We start from the raw sequence: 13,308 nt of genomic DNA, 5'->3' as shown, positions 1-13,308 counted from the left end.
TGAATTCAAGCCAAAGATCAATGCAATTTAAATATGATTTCCCGATAGGGGATGAATATAGTGAGCTATCAACCTGTCGAATTTAGGTCGAAAAAAGGTGATAGCTCTAAATATGTTATCTACTCAAGGCTAATTAATAGCGTTGAAATTATTCTTCAGTTGGCAGTGTTGCTGCTTTACCGATAGAAATTTTACGTGGTTGCATTGCTTCAGGTACTTCACGTTCTAAATCGATATGAAGTAAACCATTCTCTAAGTTTGCACCAACAACTTTTACGTAATCTGCAAGTTGGAATTTACGTTCAAAGTTACGCTCAGCAATACCTTGATAGATAAAATTTTTGTTTTCTTCAGGAGCCTTAGTTCCTGTTACAACAAGCATATTTTCATTTTGAGTAAGATCTAAGCGATCCTCAGAGAAACCAGCCACCGCCATTGTAATGCGGTAATTATTCTCGTCAGTTTGCTCGATATTGTACGGAGGGTATCCGGTTGCCTGTGCTTTGTTGTTGCTTGCTTCAACGAGGTTGAATAAGCGATCAAAACCAATAGCGTGGCGGTATAGGGGAGTGAAATCTACATTACGCATAATAACTATCCTCAATAATAAGCAATAGTCTTAGTGTCGACAGAAGGTATATAAAGTTGTCGTTTATCACTAAGTGGATCTGTCTAAGATCCGTAAAAACAAAACTAATAAGGGTTTCCCTAATAAGGCGAATCCTATTAGCATTTCGAACTCCATTTGGCAGTTCGTGTAATTAATATATGCTTCCGTGATTGTGCGGTCAATACTTTTTAATAAGTTTTTCTAATCTTTTTGTTGGTTGGTGTATAACTGATTGATTTCACAAGTTAACCATAACTAAAAAAGTTTAGCTTCTCTCTCAATATGTACGATTTACAGCTTTAATAAAGGTAAATTGGTTTATTCAAATGGTGTCTCTAAACAAGAAATAAGGGTTGGAAAGTGATTTTCAAGGGGCTGTAATGCGTAAAGTTCAACCTTTAATTACTTGGGTTAAACGTTTTAAAAGTATGGTGTGTGCAGATAAAGTAGTAATGATAGATCACATAATTAACGATGGGATGTATAAATATTCAAAAATAAGAATGACATAGTGAACAAACTCACACTCTATTACGTACGGTTTAATGTTACGTTTCTACTTTTGAGCATTCATCTATGCTCTACAATAGAAACAAGATCTGATTATTGAAATGCGCTGATTAGGGATTAAAAGCATGCATGTAATGGTAAGACGATTACTACCTTTGGTTATTATCGCAATATTTATTGTGGCGTCAGTGTTGTTGATAAATACCAAAAAACGCCCAGAGCAGCAAAAAGTTACAGTGCAGCCTCCTGTTTTAGAAGTGATTAAAATACAAAAACAAGATGTGCAACTCACCGTAGGTTCATATGGAATTGTTGAACCCAAGCAAAAAGCAGAAGTTGTCTCTGAAGTCGTCGGTTCGGTCAAATACATTTCTCCTGATTTTGCTGTCGGCAAATTCGTGACGAAAGGAGAGTTATTAGCACGTTTAGATGATAGCGACTATCATGCCGATCTTGCTCAAGCTGAAGCGACATTGGCACAAGCACAAGCGAAATTAAAAGAAGAAATTGCGCGAGGGAAAGTCGCTAAAAAGATCTTACGTGATGTATCTGTGAATAAACAAACCTCTCTTGGTTTACGTGAACCGCAACGCAAACAAGAAGAAGCCAATGTAAAGTTTGCACAAGCGGCTGTAGAGCGTGCTAAACGTAATCTGACTAAAACAGAAATACGTGCTCCTTTTGATAGTTTAGTGACAGCGAAAGAAATCAATATCGGTAGTTATGTAACGAAAGGTAAGTTAATTGGCGAGTTGTATGGTACTCAAACGGCTGAAATTCGTTTACCTATCACGCCGCAATCGATGGCTTATCTTGATTTACCTCGTCTTGAAACCACAAAGATCACCTTAGAATCTCAATATAACGAAGTGAAAGTGATTCATTGGGCGGCACAGTTAGTACGTAATGAAGGTGTAATTGATAAAGATAATCGAATGATTTATCTCGTCGCAGAAGTCAACGACCCTTATAACCGTCATACATCCCTCGTTAATAACACATCTTCTTTTTCATTACCTATTTTGCAATTTGGTACATTCGTAACAACAAAGATCCAAGGGCGAAAAGTCAGTGATGTGATTAAGTTACCGCGCCACGTTGTTCGTTCTGAGCAGGTCATTGTGGTTGATGCGGATAATAAAACCACAACTCGAAAGGTGCATGTAGTCCGTTCAGATAAAGAAAATGCTTATATTATCGGGGGACTAAAAGATGGAGAGTTAGTTTCTTTAATAAGCCCTGATAGCTTAATTGATGGTACTGAAGTTACAACGGTGATGAGTAAAAGTTATTCCCCTGATATTTCACCACTAATGGCTGCCGATAAAAAAGTGGTAAATCCTAACGTCGTGAATAAGGGAGAATAGCGATGAAAGAAAAAGGATTAATTGCTTGGTTTACCCATAATCATGTTGCTGCCAATCTACTCATGTTGCTTGTTATTTTAGGTGGCTTATTTTCTATTAGTTTAATCAATAAAGAAATTTTCCCCGCTTTTGCTTTGAATCGCATTATGATCACAGCAAGTTATCCTGGCGCGTCTCCTGAAGATATAGAACAAAGCATCAACATTAAAATTGAACAATCGCTCGATAATGTAAAAAACATCAAGCGGATTGAATCTGTCGCTTCTCAAGGCTTGGCTTCATTGACTTTAGAGCTTGATACGGGAGCCGATCTTGAGAAAGTGCTAGATGATGTCAAACAACAAATTGATGCCATTACGACGTTTCCAGTCAATATGGAAACGCCATTGATCAAGCGGGCTGAATTTACCAGTAATGTCATGTTCATTTCGCTTTATGGCAATCTCAATGAAAGACAATTAAAAGAATATGCCAAACAAGTTCGAGACGATATTTTACTCGAAAGCAGTGCTTCTGACGTTGTCGTTTCAGGCGTAAAAGATTATGAAATAGCGATAGATGTCTCTGAAAATGCGCTAAGAAAGTATGGTTTAACCTTTGAGCAAGTCGCGAATGTTGTTCAACAGCGATCTATAGATTTACCCGGTGGCATCATTAAAGCTAAAGATGGTGATTTATTGGTTCGAACTAACGGTCAACTGTATAGCGGTGATGCGTTTTCATCGATTGTTTTACGCACGCGCTCAGACGGTAGCCGATTATTATTATCAGATGTCGCCACTGTTTCAGACGGTTTTGTTGAAAATAGGGTTTTAAATCGTTTTAATCGCCAACGAGCCGCAGTTATTCAAGTACGAAACTTAACGGATGAAGATGCGACTAAAATCTCACATCAAGTCAGTGAGTATATAGCCAAAAAGCAAGCTCAATTACCTTCGGGTGTCTATCTCGACACCTGGGGAGATATGTCACATTATTTGGAAGGGCGTTTGAATATGATGCTTTCCAATATGCTATATGGTGGCATATTAGTCTTTGTTATTCTTGCTCTTTTTCTTGATATACGCGTTGCGTTTTGGGTCATATTAGGGATCCCATTTTGTTTCCTTGGTACGCTTTTGTTTATGCCAACGCCGTTTATTGCGGTATCAATTAATCTTATCTCGCTGTTTGGTTTTATTTTAGTGCTAGGGATAGTTGTTGATGATGCAATAGTGGTGGGAGAAAGTGTTTACAGTGAAATTGAAGACAAAGGGCAAGGTATTGATAACGTTATAGCTGGGGCGAAGAAAGTCGCTATTCCTGCAACATTTGGCGTCTTAACGACCATGGCGGCGTTTATCCCCATGTTGATTTCGGATGCGCCTCGCACTGAGTTTTTCAAAGCTATCGCATGGATTGTATTGCTGTGTTTAAGCTTTTCTTTGATAGAGTCAAAACTTATCCTTCCTGCACATTTAGCGCGTATGCGTTTAACGCCGCCGAGCAAGACACCTCATTTACTTTCACGCTTAAAATTGCGTTTTAACAATGCAGTCGATCGGTTTATAAATTATAACTATCGTCGATTTATTACCCTGTGTACGAGGCATCGCTATAGTGTCTTAGCGACGTTTTCTGGCATCTTAATGCTTGCTATCGCACTTGTGGTAAGTGGCCAATTACGATGGGTCTTTTTTCCTAATCTTCCATCTGATTATATTCAAGTAAATGTAGATATGGATGTGTCTTCTTCTGATGAAAATAACGCGCGTGTTGCGGCTCAAATAGAAGATGCATTGTATCAAGCAGATGCCAAAATATATCAAGAGCTGGGTGTGAATGTGGTAAAACACACTTTTATGAATATGGCGAATCGGCAAGATTTATTTATCTTAGCCGAGCTCCATAAAACAGAAACGTTACCGATCAGTAGCTTTGAAATATTAAAACAATGGCAAGCACAAATGCCACCTTTGGTCGGAGTGAAAAATATTACCTATGATGCCTCGATTGATCGTAAGCAAAGTGATTTACAGTTTAGTTTAAAAGGCGAAAATTTAACGCAACTTGCTGCCGCATCGAAAGCAATGCAACAACTGTTATCTGAGTATGATGGCACGTTAAATATTAAAGATGATCTCTCATCACCAATACCAGAAGTGAAATTACAATTAACCGCAGTAGGGGAAGCATTAGGCTTATCATTATCAGCATTAGCCAACCAAGTTCGTCATGCTTTTTTTGGTTACGAAGCACAGCGTGTTTTGCGTAATAATGAAGAGGTTAAAGTCATGGTGCGTTATCCGCAACAAGAACGCAGTACGATTGGATATTTGGAGAACATGAAGGTGAGATTACCAAGTGGCAAGTTTGTCCCTTTTACTGAGGTTGCCACGGCTAATATTGAATCTTCTTATACCAGCATCAATCGGGTTGATCGAAAACGATCTGTGATTGTGTCTGCCAATGTTGATAAAGCACAAACATCACCGTCTGAGATCTATAATGATATTCTGACAAATAAACTCGATACATTACAACAGCAATACCCTGATATTAAGATAGCGTTAGATGGTCGAGCAAAAGATGAAAAAAATACCAAAGGTAGTTTAATTCGTGATGCTTTACTGGCTCTTCTCACTATATTCGCTTTAATGGCGATTCCGCTGCGATCTTATAGCCAGCCATTGATTATTATGTCTGTGATCCCATTCGGTATTATCGGCGCAATAGCTGGGCACTATATTGCTGGGCTTACCCTTAATTTACTCAGTGTGTTTGGAATTTTGGCGTTAGCTGGGGTTGTGGTCAATGACTCGTTAGTGTTAGTTACCTTTATTAATCGAGCATTAAAGCAAGGCGTTGACTTACAACAAGCGGTTATTGATGCGGGGTGTGCACGATTTAGGGCGATTGTATTAACGTCATTAACGACCTTTTTTGGTCTCGCGCCTATTTTATTAGAAGATAGCTTACAAGCACAGATCGTGATCCCGATGGCAACATCATTAGCCTTTGGGATTTTATTTGCCACCGTTGTGACCTTACTATTAGTGCCATCATTGTATTTAATATTACAAGATGTTAAATCAGTAATAAGGCGGTTTTATCACTGGTGGTGGCAACCACGCACATCCGAGTAAATTGCGTCAAAGGATGGACGTGGTTACATTTAACGAGGTATTCGGTATGGATGGCCTAACCTAGAAACCAATACCGACACCAGCAGAAACTCCCGTATCATGCTCTGAGTCGTCAGATGCAGCAACAGTAATGATACCTCGTTGTCCAACATCAAATTTACCGCCTAATGCAATTGCAGATTGGTTATCGTAATTTGCCGTACCTAGGCCGATGGTATAGTGATAACCTTGACGGAAAGGGATTGCACTCATCGCCATAGCACTTGCAATACCCGCATTGGCTTCGTTATGTACTTTGTTAATATCTTGGCTAAGTTCACCAAAACGTTGATCGGTATAACTATTAGCTTTATTTAGTGTTGCTGTAGCATTTTGATCTGCATAATGGTCAGCCTTATTTACGGCATTATTAGCGTCAATATCTGCATAATGGTTAGCCTGTTTAACCGCTTCGGCTGTTTTATTATCGGTATATCCATTAGCTTGGTGTAAAGTGTTAGCCGCTGAAGTATTGGTATAACTCTTTGCTTGGTTTAATGTTGATGATACTTGAGTATCAGTATACTTATTTGCTTGTGAAATACCTTGGTGTAGCTGACTTACGTTAACCGCATCTGTTTGTGCTATACCTGCTTGTACATGCTCTAAACGACGTTGGATCTTATCGCTACCAAATGATACTTGGCCATCAGTAGAAACAGATTGATTGCCTATCGCAATAGAGCCTGCTTTACCTGATGCAGTCGCATAGTTACCAATAGTAATATCTTTTTCACCCGCTGACGCTTTAGTCCCCAGTGCCATTGAATAGTTACCGTCAGCATGGCTACTTGTACCCATAGCCATTGCATATGTACCTTTCGCGACACTACTGGTACCCAACGACGTCGTTGAATACCCAGTGGCTTTAGCACTAGAGCCAAAGGCAATAGAAGCATTGCCATCAGCATTGGCTGTAGAGCCAAAAGCCTCGGTTTGAACGCCTTTTGCGATTGCTCCAGAGCCAAATGAAGAGGAACTATTGCCGTATGTTTGTGCATTAGAGCCAAAAGAGGCAGATTGGTTACCTTGGCTTTTTGCCGCAATCCCCATAGCTATCGCAGCATTACCATTAGCACTTGATGAATAACCTTCAGCAACACTCGATTCCCCTTTTGCTGATGATGCGTAACCAATTGCAACAGAATTGTTACTTTGCGCAACAGAAGCACCTTGGCCCAAAATAACATTATTCGTATTCGTTGCTGCATTAGAAGAATTATCACTTAAATTATTACTTAAATTAAGGGGTTGAGCGAAAGCAGGTAATGAAAAAAGTGATATTAATAAATAATGTTTTTTATTTAATAGCATGGCATAACCCTAATAGTTTAATTTAGCGGTAGCATATACAATTTAATTAATAAAGTTAGAGTTAGGAATAGAATTAAAGTTACCAAAAATGTGATTTATGCATTGTGGTAGGGTTTATATTCATTAAATGCGAATATATATTAGTATTTGATGTTAAATGTGCCAGTTTTTTGACTTTTTAGGTGTTTTTTAAAATAAAGAAAAATATGGGTGTTTTTCAAAATTAAAAGAAAATTAATTAATCTTGACTGCAAATCTACATTTAAATTTTAGAATATATTTAATCTTTAACCTTATTTCTTTTAACAGTTAAACAAACCGAATAATCATTAATGCCATTTTCTTGACACTTGATAACATTTTCTTTTAATTTTTTTAACTCTTGTTGATTGCGGACAGAATAGACCATCCCGTTTACGCAAGAAATCGTGATCATGCCTTGCGGTGAGAATTGATAACCTTCTACTTCACTCCCGCACGGGTTAAAGCCAATGCCTGCATTTACACTGACTTTTTTGGGTACAACTCTCACACTTTCAGTTACGCAACCTACCAGTAAAAAAAGACTTAAAATAATGCTTTGTGTCGTTATCAATTTCATGAGTATTCTCAGTTTGTTAATCTTGATGATGTTGTGTCTAAATTAGGATGCAGCAATGCTCAATAGAATGAATGCTAACGAACAACAATTAATGATTTTAACATCTCACTATGCCGTTTATCTATAATATGAGTTATTCATATGTTAATAAACGTTCAGCCTGATTAAACATTAGAGCCGTTTTTAATTTTTTCTAAGTTTATGAAAATATTGCGTTATAATAGTTCTAATGCAAATGACTTTGTTTAAATTTAAAGGAGGAGAACTTAATGTTTAGCGATGTACTGTGGTTTGTTCCCTTCATGATTTTGTTTCTTATCTTTAATTTACTCTTTATAAGAAAACGAAAAAAGAAATCACATGGCAGTTATTTCTCTCATCTTAAAACGCGTTTGAACACTTATCAATCAATGCTAGAGAGTGAAAATGAAGAAGACGACAGTATTATTGAAGATGATTTCATCGAAGAAAAGCCGATAAAAAAACAAGGGACAAAAAAGCCTCGCCAGCCTGATGCGATAGAGCCTGCGAAGAAAACAAGCCAGAGAAAAACACCACTAAGAAAGAATACCCAGATAGACAGTGACCATTGGTTAAATCAAAAAGCCAAACGAACGCCTGCCAATAAACCATAGATGCTTGGTGTTGTTATAGGTATCACTAGAACGCTATACAGCTGCTATAGAAAAGGATAAAGGATAAAGGATAAAGGATTATGAAATCAAAGAATAAAGCACTCTGGGGAAGGGGGAGTTGGCTTGATGTCACGATAAGAGTGACGCTGTTATTAGCCTTTGCTTATGCGGTAAAAACGTTTCATGAATTCGTGACCATTGATCGCTGTTTAGATGCTGGGCATAGCTATAATTACATAGAAAAACACTGTAATACGATAGAGTAAACCGCTTACCACTGCCTATTGGTGGGGTATGGTTATCGTCTGATATCCCACTTTTAACTTCTCTACAATCACCTTTCCCTCTCTGAAGATTTAAATACATCAAATAAACCCTTTTTCACATTTCGTTCACTGTTGACATTAAAAGTAGATCTACATATATTAAAAATCATATATATGAAAAATCGCATGTGAATTTATGGAAACACTATCTTTCTTCAAAGCCATGGCGGATGACACTCGCCTTAAAGTACTTATGCTCCTTAGTTTGAAAGGGGAGCTTTGTGTGTGTGATTTACAACAAGCATTAGATATTAGCCAGCCTAAAGTGTCTCGTCATTTAGCAGAATTACGTCGTACTGGGTTGTTGGTCGATGAGCGCCGAGCAAAATGGGTGTATTACCGACTGAATCCTGCAATACCACCTTGGATGAGCGAGATAGTTTCAACATCGTCACAAAACAGTCATCAATATTTAGAAGACTGTTTATCTCGACTCGAATCAGATTGTTCTAGTTGCTAATTACATATCGATTAGTGACAGAGTTAAAGACTATTTATACATAGGCCACAACATGGAAATTAAAGACTTATCGTTACCAAATCTTGATGAAAACCAGTTCAATGTTACGACGTCAGAAGATTTAGTTGCGCCAAAATCAACCCATAAACCGCGTATTCTGTTGCTTTACGGATCATTACGTAAGCGTTCTTTTAGCAAGTTAGTGATTGAAGAATCAGCGCGATTATTAGTAAAAATGGGCGCAGAAGTCCGTATTTTTGATCCACAAGGATTACCACTACCAGATGCAGAAGATCCAACGCACCCCAAAGTCGCAGAGTTAAGAGATCTTGTGATCTGGTCAGAAGGGCAAGTGTGGTGCTCACCAGAGCGACACGGTTCGATGACTGGCATTATGAAAGCACAAATTGATTGGATCCCATTATCTATGGGGGCTGTTCGTCCAACTCAAGGGAAAACACTGGCGGTAATGCAAGTGTGTGGTGGCTCTCAATCATTCAATGTAGTAAATCAGCTTCGTGTATTGGGTCGTTGGATGCGTATGGTGACTATCCCTAACCAATCTTCTGTCGCAAAAGCGTTTTTAGAATTTGACGATAACGATCGTATGAAGCCATCTGGTTACTACAACCGCATTGTTGATGTGATGGAAGAGCTAGTGAAATTTACGCTATTAACCCGCGATAACAGTGATTTCTTAGTCGATCGTTATTCAGAACGTGTCGAAAGTGCAGAGCAATTAATGCAACGTGTAAACCAAAAAGAAGGCTAATAAAATGGGACTGTTTGAACGTTACTTAACCGTATGGGTTGGGGCTGCCATTATTGCCGGTCTTATTCTTGGCAGTGCAATCCCACAATTATTTAGTGTGGTGGCATCGCTTGAATACGCGCACGTTAATATCGTTATTGCGGTATTAATTTGGTTAATGATCTTCCCAATGATGATGCAGATTGATTTCTCATCGATCAAAGATGTGGGTAAAAAACCGAAAGGCCTAGTGCTAACACTGGTGATTAACTGGTTAGTAAAACCATTTTCTATGGCGTTTCTAGGTTGGCTATTCTTCAAAGTTTTCTTCGCCTCTTGGGTTGATCCAGAAACCGCTTCTCAATACATCGCAGGTATGATCTTATTGGGTGTTGCACCTTGTACCGCAATGGTATTTGTGTGGAGCCAAATGACCAAAGGTGATGCGAACTACACCTTGGTACAAGTATCCGTTAACGATCTGATCATGATCTTTGCTTTCGCACCGATTGCGGCATTCTTGCTAGGTGTGACAGACATTACTGTGCCTTGGGATACCCTAGTATTATCAGTGGTGCTGTATGTTGTGATCCCATTAGTGGCGGGTGCCATTACTCGTAAAGCGCTTGATAAATCAAACGACCATTCTCGTTTAGATAACTTATTAGCCAAGCTAAAACCTTGGTCAATCATTGGTTTGTTATCAACAGTGGTTTTATTGTTTGGTTTCCAAGCTGAAACAATTATCGCTAACCCTGAAGCGATTGTATTAATTGCGATTCCACTATTGATCCAAACTTATGCGATTTTTGCCATTGCTTACTGGGCTGCAAAACGCATGAAGTTAGCTCATAACATTGCAGCACCCGCTTGTATGATTGGTACCTCTAACTTCTTTGAATTAGCGGTAGCCGTTGCGATTTCACTGTTTGGTTTACACTCAGGTGCTGCTCTTGCCACCGTTGTTGGCGTGCTGGTGGAAGTACCCGTTATGTTGTCTTTAGTATGGTTTGCCAACCGTACTCGCCATTGGTTTGATGAAAACGAAATGCCATCAAACACTATTTCAAAAGTACACGGAGAGTAAAAAAATGGTTGTTATTCACCATAATCCAGAGTGCGGTACCTCAAGAAATGTGCTGCAAATTATCCAAGATGCAGGCTATGAACCTGTAGTGATTGAATACATTCAAGAAGGTTGGACAAAACCTCAGCTTCAAGCGTTATTTGCAGCGGCAAATTTAACCCCACGTACTGCATTACGTACCAGTAAATCGCCAGCTAAAGAGCTCGGTTTATTAGATGAAAGCGTATCAGATGAAGTGATTCTAGAAGCCATGCTAGAGCACCCTGTATTGGTGAACCGCCCAATCGTATGTACGGCAAAAGGTGTAAAACTGTGTCGCCCTAGTGAAGCGGTATTAGACGTGCTAGAAAACTGGCCGAAAGGACCACTAATTAAGGAAGATGGTGAAGTCATCATCGACGCCAACGGAAACCGTCTACTGTAATTGCTTTTGCCACTACAACTTAAGTAAGTATAAATAGACATGTTTAAAGCTCTGATGAAAGTCAGAGCTTTTTTTCGTTTAGATGATAAGACAATGCTCAATTTCTTAATTATCTCAATTCTTTTTAAGTGATTGATATATAAGTGTAATATTCATGGTGTGTTTTTAATCCAACGGGTTAAAAATAGTTCTTACTTTTATCAAAAGCAATCTATCAATTAAAAGTGTTTTTTGCGACTAACTTAATGAAAATAAATGTTTTTATTTATTAGAATAATGAAAATTTGCTGTATTAATATAGCGTAAAAGTAAGAATGCTTATTAATTTACTGTTAGGCGTCTAATACGAAACTATCGAAGATTGAATATGAAATTATATGATAGTTATTCAGAACAAGTGGTTATCGATTACTTTAAGGGTGTCTAAAATACTGTTGGGGTAGTCGCTTTAGGTATTTTTGGTGGTTTAGTTAGCGTTGAGGGAAGTCAAAAACTAGCAACGTTGATATTTGTCGTTCTGTGTATTTGGTGTTATACGCAGGCTTATGAGTATCGCCGCTTGCTGAAGCTTGAGCGTATCAGGCCGCAATATAGTTTGCTTCTGAAGCACGGTTGGCTAGCTATATTTTCTCTAGCTCTGATAGGTTTGGTAGCGGTTGGTATTATTGATAAAAGCTTGTTCTTCAACAGTTTAGTTGTCGCCTAACAAGGCATTTAAGATTGATTCCCAACGCATGGCATTTTTCATTCCATCGTTGGGTTTTGTGTTTACGGTGGTCTGGTTTAGTTTTGTGGTTGCGTTGCTCACATCCTAATTCAGCGTTAGGCATTACTGTTAACTCAATAACTTAACTATTTTGTTCACTTAAGGTGAGCGTGAGTTGTACAAAGGAATTATTATGGCAAAACTAAGAGTATTTGTTTCTTCTACATGTTACGACTTGGGAATTGTAAGGTCAGAGTTGAGACCTTTTATAGCATCATTAGGTTATGATCCCGTTATGAGTGACTATTCTGATATTTTGTATGACCCTCGATCGCATACTCATGAAAGTTGTATTAAGGAAGTGCCAAATTGCGACATGGTGGTTCTTATCATTGGGCCTAGGTTCGGGGGGACCGGAATACCATCATTGCTAGAGGAGTTTGATTTTACTGCATTAAAAGATAGTTCAAGTAAATCAGCTATTTTGGACAACAAAGATAAATTATCGATTACACAACTTGAAATACTTAAAGCCGTTGAGAAATCTATACCCGTGTATGCATTTGTGGATGAGAAAGTACTGCATGACCATAATGTATATGAAAAAAATAAAGATAAGCCAAAGGTTATGGAGGAAATTGAATTTCCTTCAATTCAAAAGAAGCACACTGCAACATATATATTTGAATTTATAAACTTTTTAACCCACAGAACAACCAATAATAGTGTTATAGGTTTTTCTAAACTTGAAGATATTAAGAATACTTTAGTTGGGCAATGGTCGCAGTTGTTTCAGCGATTACTTTATGAGGACAGAAATAAGAGTATTGAATCGAAAAGATATATAGATTTTTCAGATAGAATTGAGGATTTGAAAACAGTTGTCTTAGCATCAATAGCTACACCAAACCTTAGAGAAACAGCTAGAGGAGCTATTCAATATCGACGATTAATGTCATTTTTAGCGGCCTTTCGTGCTGAAAATTATAGAGAATTGCTAGTTTCTGATTTTAGTTGGAGCGACCTCCTCAAGGAGCTCGAAATTATTGATATCAAAGAAGTTGAAGTTGAAAAAGGATACAGGCCTCAAGTCTTTTTAGTAAAAGCAGATGGGACATTTTATAGTTGTAGATATCCTTTATCATTCGTTTTAGATATGGAAGCGGATTGGAGGAACTTTACTGATTTAGATAAAGAGACTCGTGAAGCAATTGTTGATGCATCACTGCAAGATCGTGATATTCGTAGGTTTAAGGATCTTCGTTATTCTAGTCAACAATTTGAAGAGCATATGGAAGAGTTAAAAGTAACTACCGAAAGTTCAGAAAATGTTGAAATTGTCTGATTAATTTT

At 38.1% G+C, this 13,308-nt stretch carries 12 protein-coding genes; 9 read left to right on the top strand and 3 right to left on the bottom strand.

The window, feature by feature from the left end:
• Positions 1–148: 148 nt before the first annotated feature.
• On the bottom strand, positions 149–589 hold the full coding sequence (locus C9J38_RS08575) for an Hsp20 family protein (RefSeq protein WP_107206707.1): 441 nt from the start codon (positions 587–589) through the stop codon (positions 149–151).
• A 656-nt stretch (positions 590–1,245) separates the two neighbouring features.
• On the opposite strand from C9J38_RS08575, the gene C9J38_RS08570 reads away from it, so the two are divergent.
• Both C9J38_RS08570 and C9J38_RS08565 read left to right on the top strand, forming a co-directional pair.
• Positions 1,246–2,487: an efflux RND transporter periplasmic adaptor subunit gene (locus C9J38_RS08570; RefSeq protein WP_107206706.1), complete on the top strand. Its 1,242-nt coding sequence runs from the start codon at positions 1,246–1,248 to the stop codon at positions 2,485–2,487.
• Positions 2,488–2,489: 2 nt separating this feature from the next.
• Entirely contained in the window at positions 2,490–5,612 is a 3,123-nt protein-coding gene (locus C9J38_RS08565; protein ID WP_107206705.1) for an efflux RND transporter permease subunit, read from the top strand.
• A gap of 60 nt (positions 5,613–5,672) precedes the next feature.
• Here the strand turns inward: C9J38_RS08565 and C9J38_RS08560 are convergent, their stop codons facing one another.
• On the bottom strand, positions 5,673–6,965 hold the full coding sequence (locus C9J38_RS08560; protein ID WP_107206704.1) for a YadA-like family protein: 1,293 nt from the start codon (positions 6,963–6,965) through the stop codon (positions 5,673–5,675).
• Positions 6,966–7,245: 280 nt separating this feature from the next.
• Complete coding sequence (locus C9J38_RS08555) at positions 7,246–7,566, bottom strand: hypothetical protein (protein WP_107206703.1); 321 nt, start codon at positions 7,564–7,566, stop codon at positions 7,246–7,248.
• A gap of 269 nt (positions 7,567–7,835) precedes the next feature.
• Between C9J38_RS08555 and C9J38_RS08550 the strand changes: the two genes are divergently transcribed.
• The 7 genes from C9J38_RS08550 (at position 7,836) to C9J38_RS08520 (ending at position 13,300) form a co-directional block, all read left to right on the top strand.
• Positions 7,836–8,201 carry a hypothetical protein gene (locus C9J38_RS08550; protein ID WP_107206702.1) on the top strand — a complete coding sequence of 122 codons (366 nt, stop codon included), beginning with the start codon at positions 7,836–7,838 and terminating at the stop codon, positions 8,199–8,201.
• A gap of 80 nt (positions 8,202–8,281) precedes the next feature.
• Positions 8,282–8,467 (top strand): hypothetical protein, encoded by a 186-nt coding sequence (locus tag C9J38_RS08545; protein ID WP_107206701.1) that lies wholly within the window; start codon positions 8,282–8,284, stop codon positions 8,465–8,467.
• 196 nt (positions 8,468–8,663) lie between these two features.
• Positions 8,664–8,987 (top strand): metalloregulator ArsR/SmtB family transcription factor, encoded by a 324-nt coding sequence (locus tag C9J38_RS08540; RefSeq protein WP_107206700.1) that lies wholly within the window; start codon positions 8,664–8,666, stop codon positions 8,985–8,987.
• Positions 8,988–9,039: 52 nt separating this feature from the next.
• Positions 9,040–9,759 carry an arsenical resistance protein ArsH gene (gene arsH, locus C9J38_RS08535; RefSeq protein WP_045185791.1) on the top strand — a complete coding sequence of 240 codons (720 nt, stop codon included), beginning with the start codon at positions 9,040–9,042 and terminating at the stop codon, positions 9,757–9,759.
• A 4-nt stretch (positions 9,760–9,763) separates the two neighbouring features.
• Entirely contained in the window at positions 9,764–10,825 is a 1,062-nt protein-coding gene (gene arsB / locus C9J38_RS08530) for an ACR3 family arsenite efflux transporter (RefSeq protein ID WP_107206699.1), read from the top strand.
• A 4-nt stretch (positions 10,826–10,829) separates the two neighbouring features.
• Positions 10,830–11,249: an arsenate reductase (glutaredoxin) gene (gene arsC / locus C9J38_RS08525; RefSeq protein ID WP_045130602.1), complete on the top strand. Its 420-nt coding sequence runs from the start codon at positions 10,830–10,832 to the stop codon at positions 11,247–11,249.
• A gap of 899 nt (positions 11,250–12,148) precedes the next feature.
• The gene (locus C9J38_RS08520) at positions 12,149–13,300 is read left to right on the top strand and encodes a DUF4062 domain-containing protein (protein WP_107206698.1); all 1,152 of its coding nucleotides are present in this window, start codon (positions 12,149–12,151) and stop codon (positions 13,298–13,300) included.
• Positions 13,301–13,308: the final 8 nt, after the last annotated feature.

Origin of the sequence: Photobacterium sp. GB-210 (genome assembly GCF_003026075.1) — a bacterium.
In the GTDB taxonomy this organism is placed as follows: Bacteria; Pseudomonadota; Gammaproteobacteria; order Enterobacterales; family Vibrionaceae; genus Photobacterium.
This window is presented reverse-complemented; position numbering and strand designations above follow the sequence as displayed.